Source organism: Desulfococcus sp., from assembly GCF_041737845.1.
Lineage (GTDB): Bacteria > Desulfobacterota > Desulfobacteria > Desulfobacterales > Desulfococcaceae > Desulfococcus.
The window spans coordinates 1-14,462 of record NZ_JBGSQX010000030.1 but is presented as its reverse complement, the minus strand read 5'-3'; the positions used below and the strand labels follow the sequence as shown (position 1 = coordinate 14,462).

Sequence of the window (14,462 nt, the reverse complement as noted above, 5' to 3'; positions counted from 1 at the left end):
CTATCCGCCGCCGCCAACCGGCCGTATCCAATATTCTCCGATTCCCCGGCCCATGGCGATGGATGGATATCCAGCCGCCGGTGATGAACCTGAAGCGACCGCCCCGAACTCACGGACGGACGGTCACAGCACCGCATCAGGCCTTGTTCGAACAGGCGGCGCGGCCGCTTCAGATTCATCACCGGCTCTTTGGTGCGTGACATGACCATCCTTTCCGCAGAACCCGGAGGCATTTACATTCATGTGCCCTTCTGCGTCCGCAAGTGCGCCTACTGCGATTTCTATTCCAATACCGATCTCTCGCTGATTCCTTCCTTTCTCGACGCCCTGTGCCGGGAGATCCGCCGGGCCGATGCGCCCCCGGGCCTGGCCTTCGACACCCTCTACCTGGGGGGCGGCACCCCGTCAGTCCTTGCGCCGGACCAGATCGGGCACATCCTGGAGGCGGTCCGGGGCCGATTCGCCGTGCGCCCGGACCCAGAGGTGACCCTGGAAGCCAACCCCGGCACCGTGACGCCCGGGACGCTTGCGGCCTTCCGGCGGATGGGCGTCAACCGGATCAACATCGGGGTCCAGTCCTTCTCGGAGGCGGGGCTCCGGTTCCTGGGGCGGATCCATACTGCCGAGGAGGCCCGGCTTGCAGTGCGGTGGGCGCGGGAGGCCGGATTCGAGAACATCGGCCTCGACCTGATCTACGGCCTCCCGAAGCAGACGGAGGGGGACTGGATCGCCGACATGGCGGCGGCCGCGGCCCTGGCCCCCCATCACCTCTCCTGCTACATGCTCACCTACGAGGCGGGGACGCCCCTGACCCGGCGGATGGCTGAGGGCCGGTTCCGCCCCCTTTCGGAAGACCGGGTCGGCGGGCTCTTCCTGACCACGATCCGGTTCCTCGCGGAAAAAGGCTATGCCCAGTACGAGGTCTCCAATTTCGCCTGTTCGGCGGAAAAACGGGCCCGGCACAACCGGAAATACTGGTCTTTCGCCCCCTACCTGGGGTTCGGGCCGTCGGCCCATTCCTTCATCCCGCCAGAGCGGCGGTGGAATATTGCCTCCCTTGAAGAGTATCTGGCATTTTCGGCGGCGGGAAAACCGGCCGTTGCAGGCCGGGAGGTCTTGAGTTACGCGCAGCAAATCATCGAGGTGGTCTTCCTCGGCCTGCGGCAGAACGACGGCATCCGGATTTCAGATTTCGAGGAAGGGTTCGGGCTCGGGTTCGAAGAGACGTTCGGGGGGGTGCTCTCGGAGCTGCGAAAAAACGGATGGCTGAAGACGGATGATGCCTCCCGGTGCGCCCTGACGCCTTCGGGCATGCTCTTCCTGGACGGCATCACGTCGATGTTCGTCTCCATGGACTTTCCCGAATCCCCGCCGATGTGAACCGACGGGGATTCGCGGTCAGGGCCGGGATCCGAACACCCGGCTGAACTCCGTCCGTTTCACCCGCATCATCCCGGCGGGATGCTTCCGGTCATCACCTGGTTCAGCACCGCCAGATAAAAGCGGGCGTGGCTGATGTGGGCCGCCATGTTGGACCGATGATTGGCGATGAATCCGTCGGGGCTGCCCTCGAAGACGATCCAGGGCTCCATGTGGGCTGCATGCTCCAGGGACGTAATGGCGTGGTGCAGGACATCGGCGCCCTGGATGGAGACCATCATTTCGTTGAATTCCGCCGAGACCCCCTCGAGGATCGTCTGCATGGCGGCGGCGACACCCCTGGAATAGTAGAAATAGTTGTCGGCCTTGAAGGTGCTGAGGTCTCCCTGGTTCTTGACGAGGTTTTCATCGCAGCTCCCCAGCATGCTCTCGAAGGCCCGGAAGAGGGGGACGAGGTTGTCGACCCGTTTATAGAAGCGGGCCTCGCCGTTGTTGAGCATCTTGATATAGGTTTTGATATCGTCAATCCCCTCCTGGTACTTCGACTCCGCGGTGGGGAACCAGTATTGCCTGGGGTGGATCATGAAACAGTTCATGGCCGCCTCAAGAGCCGGCACATAAGCCTCGGTGCTCCGGGTGCGGGAGAGGTTCTCGGCCAGGGCGACGCTGGTCCGCCGGGTCACCTCGAGGACGCCCAGCTGGAAATTGTTGACGTTGTCCGTCACATTGAGGATGTCGTTGGGCCGCCATCCCCAGAACCGCCCGTTCAGCTCGTGATCCAGCGGCTTGATGCAGGCGGCGACAAAGGCGCTGCCGTTCCCGGCGTCCATGACCGGCGCATGGGTCGGCACGGCGACCTTGGACCCATGGGTCTCGCCGGACTTCGGCGCCGCATGGGAGGCGTCATCGGCGGCGGACTTGGCCGTGTCATGGGAGGCGGCCTGCCCGGTGCTCTTGGGCGCATGGCTCGGGGTTTTCACGGCGAGGGGGGCGCTGCCGGTCCCGCCATCATGGCTCTGCTCCGCCGCGGTTGTCTTCGCTCCTTGATCCGCCGTCTTTTTGGCCGACCGGTCGTCCAGGAATCCCAGGATCGTCCAGACGATCCACAGGAGCACCAGGGTGATCAGCACAATCGGGATCAACCGCTTGGGCCCCAGGAGGGCCGCTTTTTTCGCGGGGGCCGCTTCGCCGCCGCTCTCATCGGGGCTGTTCCCCGGGACCGCTTCATCGCCATTGCCGTCGGTGTTCATGCTCTCCATGGAATCTCCTTCACAAAATTAGATTTCATACGTGGATCTCATCCGCCTCTCAGCTTTCGGATATCGCCGATGCGGATGGTCAGGTTCTGGGAATCAAAATATTCGATATAGGGGATCAGGAATTTTCTGGAGACGCCGGCGATATCCTTGAACTGGATGGTCGTCATCTCCGTGTTGGCCTTGAGGAAGGCCACGGTCCTGGCCTTGAGGGCTTCCATGGCCTCGGTTTGGATGTAAAGGTCCTCCCGGACCTTGGTGATGCGCCCCTCTGCGATGAGGATCATCAGGACATCCTTGGCCCGCTCGGGCGCGATGCCCGTCGTCTTGCAGAAATCCTTGAAATACGGGGGGGTCAGGCCGCCTGCGACATAGGCTTCGAGGATCCGCTGCCGGAGGTCTTCCTGGTCGGCCTTGAGGGAGACCTTGTGGGCCGCGAGCCGGACGGTCTCCTCCTCCTGGACCAGGGTCTTCTCCTTGAGGAGGTGGTTCAGAACGAGATTGAAGAGCTTCGGCCCGAGAAACGACGGGAACTTGGATTTCAGCTCCTCCTTGAGCATGCCCGGCTTGAGGGGGTATTTTTCGTGGTAGCCCGCGACATGGCCCGCGATCTCGGCCTTGAGCTTCTCCAGGTTCTCCTGGTGGATGTAGATCTGGTTGTCGCTGTCGACCTGGACGAGGGTCTTTGCGGAGAGGAAGGACTGGACCTGCTGCCGGAGCTGCTTTTCGGGGATGTTGGTCATGACCTTGAGGTTCGCAAACGACACCCCTGGATATCCCGCGGCCGCCGCCAGCCGGCAGATCACGTCCCCGGACTCGTGCCGGTCTATGTCCTTCAGCATCTCGACGACGGCGGGGTCGAATCGCTTGTGCTTGACGGGGATCGGGTTGAGGACCTTTCCGCCGCCGATGGTGCGGACCGGGGAGTAGCTCCGGACGACGAACCGGTCGTCCTTGACAAGGGCCACGGCGGTGTCGAGGCGGAGCTGGGCCGGCGCGTCCTCCCCCGGCGGAAGCTCCTCCGCGTCCAACAGGATCAGGTTGCCGATGACCTCGCTGGTACCGGTGTGGAACCGCACCCGGGTCCGGTTCTTGATGGGCTTCCGGTTGCTTTTGAGATAGTGGAACATGACGTCGACCATGTAGCTCGACGCGAGGGCGCCGGGGGTGGAGAGAACCTCGCCGCGGTCCACGGCCGCCTTTTCGAGGCCCTGGAAATTGACGGCCGTACGCATGCCGGCCTCGGCGGTCTCCGCCGACTGGTTGTGGACCTGCACCCCCCGGACCTTGGCGGAGATCCCCGACGGGTAGAGCATGACCGTTTCCCCCACTGAGACGCGGCCGGAGACCAGGGTGCCCGTGATCACCGTGCCGAATCCCTTCATGGTGAAGACGCGGTCCACCGGAAGGCGGAAGATGCCGGACGAGGACCGCTCGGGCACCTTGCGGCTTAGCTCATCCAGGACCGCCACAAATTTGTCCATGCCCTGCCCCGTCACCGAGGAGACCGGCACGATGGGCTGGTCCTCCAGGAAGGTGCCCCGGACGAACTCCCGGACGTCTTCCATGACCAGGGCCAGCCAGTCCTCGTCGACGAGGTCGATCTTGGTCAGGACCACCATGCCGTACCGGACCCCCAGGAGGGTGCAGATCTCCATGTGCTCCCGGGTCTGGGGCATGACGCCTTCGTCTGCCGCGATCACCATGGCCACGATGTCGATGCCCGTGGCTCCCGCCACCATGTTCTTGACGAACTTCTCGTGCCCCGGAACGTCGACGATGCCCACGTGCCGGCCGTCAGGCAGGTCCAGGGCCGCAAACCCGAGTTCAATGGTGATCCCCCGGAGCTGCTCTTCCTTGAGCCGGTCCGTGTTGGTGCCGGTGAGGGCCTTGATGAGCGTGGTCTTGCCGTGGTCGATGTGGCCTGCGGTTCCCAGGATGATCTGTTGTGACACGGTCGCCTCTTCTGCCTATTTCTTTTTTTCCATCTTTCGCCTGCGCCAGTATTCCAGGAGGTAGGCCAGGGCCACCAGGATAATGGCGAACCCGGCCACGTAGACCATATGGAATTCCGGATGAAACATCCGCATCAGGACGACGGCGAAGACAACCCCCAGGATCGCCCGCAGGACGAATATATTGAAATTTACCAAAATTACCCCTCTTGTGCATCACAAAACTGATTTTATTGGCCATTCATATAAGAGAAGCCATTTGCGGTCAATACCAAGTTTGACGGTGCCGCAAAAAGCCCGATATCTGCGTTACGCGGTTCCCTCGTCACTGCGGCGTACCATAAGTACGCCTCATTCCTCGGAATTCGCAAGCCTTGATCTCGGGCTATTTACGACACCGTCTGGAATACAGCCGTGCCGGGTCCATCAGGTGATGAGAATTCAGGGAAGGGCTGGGCTTGGTTTATTTTTTTTGAAACGTAAAAAATGGCTTGAAAGGCGGGGCGGTTTCTGTTAAGTATCATTTCTCTTTTATGGTGGGTGTAGCTCAGTTGGTAGAGCACCAGGTTGTGGCCCTGGTGGCCGTGGGTTCAAGTCCCATCACTCACCCCATCAAAGCCATCAAAGACCATTGCGGAACGCCGCAATGGTCTTCGTACTTGCGCCCGTAGCTCAGCTGGATAGAGCGCCGGACTTCGGATCCGTAGGTCGGGGGTTCGAATCCCTCCGGGCGCGCCACGATTACCAAGGGGTCTCAGCGAAATGCCGCTGGACCCCTTTTGTGTTTCCGGTCCGGGTCCGGTCCTCTGTGAGAATTTGGTTGTGGGATATGGGGAAACTGTATTTAAGTTTTGTAGTTGACCTGACCCCACCGGATTCAGTACAAAATATCAACAAAATCGCAAAAGCGGCATAAAGGTTTATATGCAATTCAACATTAAAGATATTTTGGTATTAATGCGCCCTCGCCAATAAATCAAAAATCTCTTCATATTCCTCCCGCTCTTCTTTGCTCAGAAGATCACCGTTTTCTAAAATCTTGGCAATACTTTCATCGCCTTCATTGCCTTTTCATTGACATCCAGTGCTGTCTATATCCTAAATTATTATCATGATATCGAAGATTATAGACATCACCCAAAGAAAAAATACCGCCCAAATAAGGGCTACCTTGAAATGATTGGGTTAATGGACTGTGAAATAGACTGAATTTGCGCGTATACCAGTCTTATCATCCACCGCATAATATTCCCATTGGCCAATAGCAGTTGATGTAGTCGTTGTGTAACTATAGGCATAATTCCCATTATTATCAGTAGCTCTCTTGACATTCGAATAATGGCTGCCATCAGGCCCTAAGAAATGAAGAGTTACATTACTGTTTGGGCTGAATCCATAGCCGGGCTCGTTAAAGGTCGTTCCCTGTGGGCCGGAGGATGGAGATACGGTGACATAAGGAGAAATAGCTGGCTCTGTGACTGTGAAATAGGCTGAATTTGAGCGATAATCCGTCTTATCATCCACCGCATAATATTCCCATTGGCCAATAGCAGATGATGATGTCGTCATATGTACGTGGTTAAAATTACCATAGATATTCGTTTGTATATTTAGATCCGCATGGTGACTCCCATCAGGACCATTAAAATGAAGAGTTATCATGCTATTCGCGCTGAATTGAAAACCGCGTGCTAAGAAGCCAGAGCCCTGGGGACCGGAAGACGGATAAATACGAACAAATGGACAAGAATGTAATACATTTATCATTCTATTTTCTAGTTCTGGTATGTATTCACTACAAGATACAGGACTTAAAGGATTTTCTTGTAAATCGATATACCAGAACCACAATCCATTGTTCCACGTTCCAACAATATTTAATAATGGGCTAATATCACTAATATTATTGTTTTGCAGCATAAGTTCATTGAGATTTGTCAATCCGCTCAACGGATTTAAATCACTGATGTTATTGCCTCCAAGTTCAAGACGATTGAGATTTGTCAATCCGCTCAACGGATTTAAATCACTGATGTTATTACCACCAAGGGAAAGTTGATTGAGATTTGTCAATCCACTCAAAGGGGTTATGTCACTGATGTTATTACCACCAAGAAAAAGTTGATTGAGATTTGTCAATCCACTCAAAGGGGTTATGTCATCAATTTGCTTATCTGGCAAGTTGAGTTTCTTGAGCTTTGTTAAACCAGATAATGAGATCAAGTCAATAGGTTGTGCCTGATTAATATAAATCACTTCTAATTCTTTTAAATCTTTAAATGCGCTTGTGTCCTTTATATATACGCGATCAAAATTTATAATAGTAAGTTTTGTCAAATTTTTAATAGGTGAAAGATCGAGAGAATCCGTTTCGCTTCCGCCGGAAAATAATGTAAGAATAAGCAGGTTTGAACAAAATTGTAACCCTTCAAGATTATATACATCCGAGGCTTCTATTATTGTAATGCGCTCTATATCTGAACGCATTATATCTCCGCTTTCTCTTCCAATTGCTCTTCTAACGCCAATCTCAAGGTTTGGATCTGGAAAATTGACCGGAAAATCAGCTGGGCAATCTTCATCAATCTGGCCATCACAGTTGTTGTCGATGCCGTCATTGCAGATTTCCATGGCCCCGGGATTGATTGCAGCAGAATTGTCATTGCAGTCTTTAGCTTTGCCATCATCGCCAGGTTCTCCGAGATCACATGTATCGTAACTGTCGGCGTCGTTGTCTGTGCAGGTTATCAAAGCGCTGACTGTCGCAGGCAGCGGACCGAACGCCCCACCACCGTTGGAATTCCCGCTTGTGCAGTCTAAATTTTTTTCAGTAGTACAGTTACCATCGGTGTCAGTAACGTGAAGGCCATACCACCACACACCTTCTGAGGGCGTGTCGGATATGTTACCAGAAGCGGTTGTTCCAGAAAGCTGTTTAATGGTGATCTGCTGCCATTCCCCAGGACTGCCGTTCGCATCTGGCGCACGCCAGAGTTCTATCTGGGAAAGCATCTGACCATCGGAAACGGTGTAGTTGACAAGCAGTGATTCACCCACTTTGAGGTTAGTTGGTGAGATGTTGAATGCCATAATTTGAGGTTTTGGGTCGCAAGAGTCCCCAACTCCATCGCTATCTGAATCCGCTTGGCTTGGGTTATATACCTCTCGACAATTGTCTGAATTATCCCCGACGCCATCATCGTCTGTATCAGTCCATTCATTGGGATCATTATCAAAAATATCGTAATAATCAGGATAATTATCATTGTCCGAATCTATACATTCATCATTGTATAGGCTTCTAATACGGTCTATATCATTATCTGTTAGCATAAGACATGGAGCATAATCATTAGAATATCCATTTGCCATAATCGGATTTGTTGGTTGGCTTTCTCCATTTATGTCCTCACACATTTTGCAGTCCTTAACTAATAGGAAACTATTACTCCCAGTTGAAACGAGACATTCATGGCTGAGGCCCAATGTATGCCCCATTTCATGCAGAAAAACTTGTTTAAACGGGTAAGCAGTTCCTATAATGTCGCTTGGATTTTCGCTGAGAGTATAGGGTAATGTGCTATTTAATTTTACTTCTCCTATCCCGCCTTTGCCCAAGGTGTTTCCATCAAGAGGTTCCCATCTTATGATTAAATCTGCTTCACCATCAGTTGGTCGAAAATATAGAGATCCAACCTCTTCATTGTTAATCTTAAGAGCATTTTCCCATTCTCGTAAGGCTTCAGAAATAGCGTTCCTTACATCTTCCTCTGTGTAACCATGAATAATGCTTTGCCCATTCGGATAATAACGCCATGTAATAACAGAGCAGGGGTCATAAGTGGGACAGGCTTTAACAAGTTCATTACATATTGATCTAGCGAGATCAGCTATGTAACAAAAATGTGATATTTCAACTTTATAGCGATCATTCAAGTCATCATAAGAGGATGGCAATATACTCCAAAAATTTTCTGAATCATCATATGTAAAGAATATTTTTTCAGGAATATTATTTGCTGGTAGGTCAAGAATAATTGGAGCTTGAAAAGTTAATCCATCAGGTTTTAAATCCATTAAATATTTTCCAAATTTATATCCTTTTGGTACATAGATGCTTTCAGGGTTTTCTGGCTTTTTGACAGTAATAAGGGTTGGTTCACTAAGCGCCCCCTGCGGAATTAAAATTTTCACATCATTCAAAGTGCTATTCTGATTAATTATCTCTATAATACCACCTTTAGTTCCTATAACCGCAGCAGCCTCAGGCACCTCAGCATAAACGACAGTAGTAAAGCTAAACCTCAGCCTGTTCGGATTTGAAAACTGCCATCTTTTAGCGGCAATTTCTGCGCCGGAGGCTAGGCCACCTATGTCATTGGTGTACTCAAAATAGGGCTTGTTATCACCCGTTACACCATCCGCGTTGGCAACGCTAACCCTTGAATCACTGATGCTATCGATCACAACCTTGATCGGAGCGACTACTATATCAGGTGATACATTTTTTATGGATGCGTCCAGATAGTTGATCGATTTTACGAGGTCGAACATCATTCTGGATTTAACAATCTCAATTTTATTGGTGATTTCAGATTCAGCAAATGCATGTGAAGAAGAAATAAACGAAATAAAGACCATGATCAGAACTGCAGATAGAGTATAGAACCTATTCATTTTTTCCACGTATAGATCCTCCATATTAGAGCGTTAAAAAATTATTTAACACTTCTGGTAGCCCGCTTGCTGAGGTTTTTAAACCGAGATTTTCCTTTCTGGCTTTGTTGGCTGACACCGGCACTTTTTCTTAAGGAAGAGAGGCCCTGGATGTTATTTTTTTGCGAGAATACCGTCTGCGAAAACCTGCCAATCCAGCAAGACCAAGTCCCAATGAAAGAAATGTGGCTGGTTCGGGTACCGGCTGTATGGATGATGTTGTGATTTCAAGGTTGGAAAGAGATGCGACAGAGGTATATGATAAATCCGCCCAATCAATTTCAAGGCCAAACGCCAGACTAATCGTTGAGCCTTGATAGGGAGTGAGGTCTATGCTTCCAGATCCAGGGAGAATTAATTCATCGCTACCAAATGAATTGTCACCCAATATCTCGGTTACATATGTGTTGCCAATTTTTGCTACGAGGTAATCAGAATCGCCAGGCTGGAGAGTAAATTCGTAAACAAAGGAAAGGGTAATCGCGTCTCCCGTTACGTAATAATTATTGTTTAAAAAATAGATATATCCTAAATTCCCAGATGTATCCTCTTCCAAGGTTATGGTGTTCCCTATACTGTAGGCAAGATGAGAAGGTTCTCCTACAAAATCAGATAAGCTTAACGAGTCGCCATAAACAGGATTCACACAAATCGAAATCGAAATGCACAACATGATCAACCCAGACAGTCGCTTCACTTTTTCCCCCTTTTGAACATGTGATAAAGAACAAAAAAAGCCGAGTCGCCTCCAATTGGCAACCCGGCTGTCTTGACCATAAAGACCCGTGGCTTTCCGTCCCTGTCTCACGGCAGGTTTGGCAAGTTTTTCTTTTCTATTCAGCTAACCTACGTTCAATATGAACAAAAGCGCATAAAAATAGAGCGCTGCAACCGCCACAGGTTCATCAATTTCGCAACAAACGGAAAAACTTGAAAACCGTCTTCAGATTTTAATCGTTAATCAGTCGTCTATTAAGCACAAAAAAATCACATTGTCTATCGGTACAAATACCTATTTTTGTCGTTTATTTTCAAATTTTGTCTGAGATAAATCTTGGTTATATTGTTTTAACAAAACCTAACAAACTGTATTTAATTAAAGTTTTTACCATAGGCACCTGCTGTTTCCACTTTTCATTGAATCAAACCTGGTGTATGAAATTTTTTAAGAAAGCATAAACCGCGCCAAAAGTTTCTCAAACATCTCCTTTTGACCGTTGTCATGTCGTTATACAGATTTTCTAACAACTAGAAAAAGCTGATAACTTTTGGGTCAGCCTTCTCGGTTCGCCTCCCTTGCCTCCTGATCCCACACCCGTAACAACCCAAATTTCAAATATATATTACCTTAATAGGATTGATTCTACGGATATATCCACCCCATCTAGGAATCCTGTTGCCAAATATTTGAGCCCCGGGAGAAACCCGAAATGGATCAGTTATGCACCGAAAAACCCCCAGGCATCGATTTGTGCCATATCACCGCAGACGATGGAGACTGGGCTGCCACCGTCCCCGAAACCGTTCACATGCTGAAAACGTATCTGAAAACAGATCACTTCGCCGTCCTGTCGCTGGAAAATATGCCCGGACAACTGGTGGAATGGATCTTCAAGGCATTTGAGGATGCGGAAGGCCATGAGGTGGACGGGGAATGCATGCTGGAACTCGGCGACTAGATGGTGCTTAAAATGCCGTGATGTTCCTGATTCCTTAACGCGTTTTCAAAGATTGAAGCATGATTGTGTTTTTCTGATCACTACATATTCAGCACTACCCATGAGGGGGTTCTTCCCTGCGGAGGGGTTAGCCCCAGCTCAGCACTACTTGGTGAGGTATTCCTCATTCCCGCAGATCCAGCCAATATGAAGATGGACCCCGGCGCGCAGACCCGCATAAACGACACGATTGACGGCTACTTCGGCACGCAATAATAACGCAAAAGCCTCGAAATCTTGGAACCATTCGCGCGTTGGGCTGAATGAATGCACGAGCATGACAGCATGTGGTGCACCAAAGCGCTTGGCCTCAATGACAGCAGATCCCGTGCGATGGATGAGTTGATATCGTATCGTGCCAGCAAGCTCTTCATTCAAATTCAGTTCTCGACGAAGGAATGCAAGCCGAGAAGCCTTTCCTTTAGATCCTTCTGCCAACCACTCTGACAGGGTTGGGCCAAATGGTTCGGATACCTTTCCTTCTACCGCGATTGACACCAAGCCGGTTTTTGCCCTTGCCAGTGCCCATATATCATTCTGTGATGGCCTGGAGCCTCCTACCAATGGAACCTGGTGCTCTGGGATTGCCAGCAGCAATTGAATGTCGGCAAGGTGCTCGTTTTTGGAGAACGCTGATTGGATCTCAGCGGGAAAGCCATTAGCACTCTGCCATGAATAAGCAAGCGTTCGCGCAGAGTATCCATTTCGCCAATGTTTTACTGGGTCAGCCAGTAGCTGTGCCCAGTCATCAGCATTTTTGGCCGGGATATAGATGTACTTCAATGAGAATATCCTTTTTGGGACATAGCGTCGGGCATAAGGCATGGATGCTTTCTCTCGTTGCCCTTACTGCCCTTGTGCTGTCTTTCGTTATTTCATAGGTTCTTCAGAAGGTTATTCAGGATATATTTCATTTCAATTGCCTCGACATTATCGAGATGATCATCTTCGAGAACTTCCTTGGTTCTCATGTACAGATTCTTATATTTCTTGGCAATTTCTGCATGATCTTCAAGCCAATAAAGAAGTTCATAAGCCTCCTTATAATTCACTTCATCATCTGCAAGGATACCCATAACAATTCCCTTGAATTCTGAGGCTTCATCCGAAATGGACTTTAAAGGCCCTTCTCTCTCATCATTTATCAATTTCAAGAATATTCTTGCACAAGCTATAGAATCTTCAGTGGCATCATGGTGTTTAAACGCAGGAAAACCAAAGTGTTTTACTAAAGTCGTTAATTTGCAATTTTTTAGATTGGGCAATTTATCTTTTGCTACTGCACTTGAATCAATATATTCAAAGCTCAATCCCAAGTCAAAGTGGTCTGAAAGCGCATTCAAAACCTGCTTGTCAAATAGACTGTGCGCTACCAAAGGATATTTAAATATTTCTTTTATTATTGGGAATAGTTCACCAAAATGTGGTTTGTCAAACGTATGCTCTTCTTTAATTCCATGTATTTTCGACTGGAATGGCGCATGTCCTCCAACAGGTTTTATCAAAAAACCGTTTGTTTCGATAATTTCACAATTTCGAACTTTTGCATAGCCAAGAGCGCACGCACTGACTCTTTTAGGATTTGCTGTTTCAAAATCAATTGCGATGAACTCTTGCATGATTCCTCCTATTTTTTGACAGAACGTGGAATTCACCGGAAACTTTGGAGCGTAGCGGAAAAGGTTTCCGGTGAAATGACTTGTTGGCAGAATTATGCATTAAAATTATCTACAGAAAGAAAGGCTTCTCCTGTTTGAGATGCATGTCTCCTCACCCTGTTGATGACATCAGAAAGCCCCATTATACCGCCTAAAACTAAATAGATGTGGCTATGATCAAATAACAACAATGGGGTTTTGCCACCGGAAGCTTCGCTTTTTGCGACAGATGAATAGCCAGATATTGAAATCATGACTCCCATTGTGTTGTCAGCCTTTGATGTAACTTTTTTATAAAATGAATCAATATCTGTTGCTCCAGCTTGATCTGTGGTGAATTTAAGTTCCACAAGATATGTCGTTCCTGAAATTGTAAGAGAGCCGTCAATCTGTCTACCATTGTGAATGTATGGCTTTCTGTTTGGAATTTCGCAGAAATCTAAAAGTGAATAAAACCAATCTTGGAACTCATAGCCAGCCTGTTGTGTACCCAATCTTTTGCCGAGTTCATCCAACTCACTGGCCAATTTTTGTAGAGTTTTTTGAGATCTGTTTATTTCTTGCTGTTTCTTGCTGAATTCTTCTCTTGCTTTTATTCGCTCTTCTTCTGATTGGATCTGCTCTTCCTGCTTTTGATGATGGAGCTTCAAACGTGTAACAGCTTCATGTGCCACCTTAATCTTTTGTTCTGTATCTTCCCAGTTTTGCAAATCAGGAAAACTTGTTTGCTCCATCAGTAATTTACCCATTAATGCTAAAGCTGTACGACCATTATCTGTATTTGGTAACTTTTCAAACAGTCGATCAAGCAAATCACGTTTAGATTCTTCTGACCCCCAACTTGATATAAACGACTCAGAAATACGACATTGTCTTAGAAATTTTGTTAATGCTTTTTTCCTCCAGAAAGACTTAAGGCAAGCATCATAAACTAAATCGATATAATAGGGAGTGAGTTTTGTTTTCATTTTTTTAATTTCAACGGCCAACGTTCAAGGTCACCGGCGCTGCGCGGCTTTATCGCGCAGCCTCCGCTGGACCGCAGGGTTGGGCGTCGCTGCGATATGCGCCATGTTTCGGGTCACTTAAGTCCGTAGTACTTCAGCAGCGCTTCTTTCACCAAGTCAGTTGCGACTGACACACCAACTTTCCAGGTTCCGTCTGCTGCCTTCTTCAGATTGTCGATAAGCCACTTCCGGGCTTTAGCACCGAATGGCTCGACAGCGCTTTCAGGCTCTTCAGTGACTACCAGCTGACCAAGTTCACGGGCATCCAGCTCAGATAGTCCGCCTTGCACAAGAAACTGGACCAGACCGTCAACGTCTCTTTCGCCAACGGCAACATTGATATGAGCCCCATCGCCTGTCGCGGAAATTGATGTCACATTCCCATAGATAATCTGTTGCGCGATCTGCGTGGCGACCGCCGAGTTCTGGTTGGACGCAGCAATGGCAGGTCCGAGAGAGACGGCACTTGCCTCTGGGATCGACTTCTCAAGTTCAATTGTTAATTCAAGAACTCGACTGCGAACGGAGTGCCGCAGTTCTGCAAGAGCGGCTCTCGAAATTGTTCCCGACACCGAGTTGCAGGCGTAGTCAGGGTACACCTTGCCTTGAAGTAGCAAGATGAGATTTGCGGTGTTATTGATCGGTGCTATAGTGCCAATCCGTGATCGTCGAAAACGAGCCACTTTGTGATCGGCGAAATGGTGCCACCTGATGATCACCGAAAACGAGCCACTTTGTGATCACCGAAATAGCGCCACCGGAATCTCACCCT

General features: G+C 49.4%; 11 protein-coding genes, 2 tRNA genes and 1 riboswitch. Of the genes, 4 read left to right on the top strand and 9 right to left on the bottom strand.

Translation table 11 applies throughout. The annotated features are described in order from the left end of the window. Window positions 1–201: 201 nt before the first annotated feature. Window positions 202–1,380, top strand: a complete 1,179-nt coding sequence (hemW, locus tag ACEW8N_RS03665) for a radical SAM family heme chaperone HemW (protein WP_373498442.1) — start codon at window positions 202–204, stop codon at window positions 1,378–1,380. A 68-nt stretch (window positions 1,381–1,448) separates the two neighbouring features. Here hemW and ACEW8N_RS03660 read toward each other — a convergent pair whose 3' ends face one another. Genes ACEW8N_RS03660 through ACEW8N_RS03650 form a run of 3 tightly spaced genes read right to left on the bottom strand, consistent with a single transcriptional unit; the run spans window position 1,449 to window position 4,789 of the window. Beyond that, window positions 1,449–2,639: a DUF2333 family protein gene (locus ACEW8N_RS03660; RefSeq protein WP_373498441.1), complete on the bottom strand. Its 1,191-nt coding sequence runs from the start codon at window positions 2,637–2,639 to the stop codon at window positions 1,449–1,451. A 38-nt stretch (window positions 2,640–2,677) separates the two neighbouring features. Then, a complete protein-coding gene (gene selB / locus ACEW8N_RS03655; RefSeq protein ID WP_373498440.1) occupies window positions 2,678–4,591 on the bottom strand; it encodes a selenocysteine-specific translation elongation factor in 1,914 nt (637 codons plus the stop codon). A gap of 15 nt (window positions 4,592–4,606) precedes the next feature. Beyond that, window positions 4,607–4,789, bottom strand: a complete 183-nt coding sequence (locus ACEW8N_RS03650; protein WP_373498439.1) for a hypothetical protein — start codon at window positions 4,787–4,789, stop codon at window positions 4,607–4,609. A gap of 338 nt (window positions 4,790–5,127) precedes the next feature. Between ACEW8N_RS03650 and ACEW8N_RS03645 the strand changes: the two genes are divergently transcribed. Together ACEW8N_RS03645 and ACEW8N_RS03640 are read left to right on the top strand one after the other, a co-directional pair. Then, window positions 5,128–5,203 (top strand) — tRNA-His (locus tag ACEW8N_RS03645). 49 nt (window positions 5,204–5,252) lie between these two features. Next, window positions 5,253–5,329, top strand: a tRNA-Arg gene (locus ACEW8N_RS03640). A gap of 447 nt (window positions 5,330–5,776) precedes the next feature. Here the strand turns inward: ACEW8N_RS03640 and ACEW8N_RS03635 are convergent. Both ACEW8N_RS03635 and ACEW8N_RS03630 read right to left on the bottom strand, forming a co-directional pair. Continuing rightward, a complete protein-coding gene (locus tag ACEW8N_RS03635; RefSeq protein WP_373498459.1) occupies window positions 5,777–9,268 on the bottom strand; it encodes a leucine-rich repeat domain-containing protein in 3,492 nt (1,163 codons plus the stop codon). Between the two features lie 130 nt (window positions 9,269–9,398). Beyond that, entirely contained in the window at window positions 9,399–10,004 is a 606-nt protein-coding gene (locus ACEW8N_RS03630) for a PEP-CTERM sorting domain-containing protein (RefSeq protein WP_373498438.1), read from the bottom strand. Window positions 10,005–10,058: 54 nt separating this feature from the next. Further along, window positions 10,059–10,137: riboswitch (cyclic di-GMP riboswitch) on the bottom strand. Window positions 10,138–10,737: 600 nt separating this feature from the next. Here ACEW8N_RS03630 and ACEW8N_RS03625 point away from each other — a divergent pair. Continuing rightward, on the top strand, window positions 10,738–10,986 hold the full coding sequence (locus ACEW8N_RS03625) for a hypothetical protein (RefSeq protein ID WP_373498437.1): 249 nt from the start codon (window positions 10,738–10,740) through the stop codon (window positions 10,984–10,986). A gap of 144 nt (window positions 10,987–11,130) precedes the next feature. Here the strand turns inward: ACEW8N_RS03625 and ACEW8N_RS03620 are convergent, their stop codons facing one another. The 4 genes from ACEW8N_RS03620 to ACEW8N_RS03605 all read right to left on the bottom strand — a co-directional run bounded on the left by ACEW8N_RS03620 (window position 11,131) and on the right by ACEW8N_RS03605 (window position 14,373). Further along, complete coding sequence (locus tag ACEW8N_RS03620; RefSeq protein ID WP_373498436.1) at window positions 11,131–11,808, bottom strand: hypothetical protein; 678 nt, start codon at window positions 11,806–11,808, stop codon at window positions 11,131–11,133. Between the two features lie 92 nt (window positions 11,809–11,900). After that, on the bottom strand, window positions 11,901–12,644 hold the full coding sequence (locus ACEW8N_RS03615; RefSeq protein WP_373498435.1) for an exonuclease domain-containing protein: 744 nt from the start codon (window positions 12,642–12,644) through the stop codon (window positions 11,901–11,903). 92 nt (window positions 12,645–12,736) lie between these two features. Continuing rightward, the gene (locus ACEW8N_RS03610; RefSeq protein WP_373498434.1) at window positions 12,737–13,651 is read right to left on the bottom strand and encodes a hypothetical protein; all 915 of its coding nucleotides are present in this window, start codon (window positions 13,649–13,651) and stop codon (window positions 12,737–12,739) included. A gap of 113 nt (window positions 13,652–13,764) precedes the next feature. After that, window positions 13,765–14,373, bottom strand: coding sequence for a hypothetical protein (locus ACEW8N_RS03605; RefSeq protein ID WP_373498458.1), 609 nt, complete (start codon window positions 14,371–14,373; stop codon window positions 13,765–13,767). Window positions 14,374–14,462 lie beyond the last annotated feature (89 nt).

Coding starts and splice junctions, on each gene's coding strand:
- hemW (WP_373498442.1), top strand. CDS start 202: ATGACCATCCTTTCCGCAGAACCCGGAGGCATTTACATTCATGTGCCC.
- ACEW8N_RS03660 (WP_373498441.1), bottom strand. CDS start 2,639: ATGGAGAGCATGAACACCGACGGCAATGGCGATGAAGCGGTCCCGGGG.
- ACEW8N_RS03635 (WP_373498459.1), bottom strand. CDS start 9,268: ATGAATAGGTTCTATACTCTATCTGCAGTTCTGATCATGGTCTTTATT.
- ACEW8N_RS03625 (WP_373498437.1), top strand. CDS start 10,738: ATGGATCAGTTATGCACCGAAAAACCCCCAGGCATCGATTTGTGCCAT.
- ACEW8N_RS03615 (WP_373498435.1), bottom strand. CDS start 12,644: ATGCAAGAGTTCATCGCAATTGATTTTGAAACAGCAAATCCTAAAAGA.
- ACEW8N_RS03610 (WP_373498434.1), bottom strand. CDS start 13,651: ATGAAAACAAAACTCACTCCCTATTATATCGATTTAGTTTATGATGCT.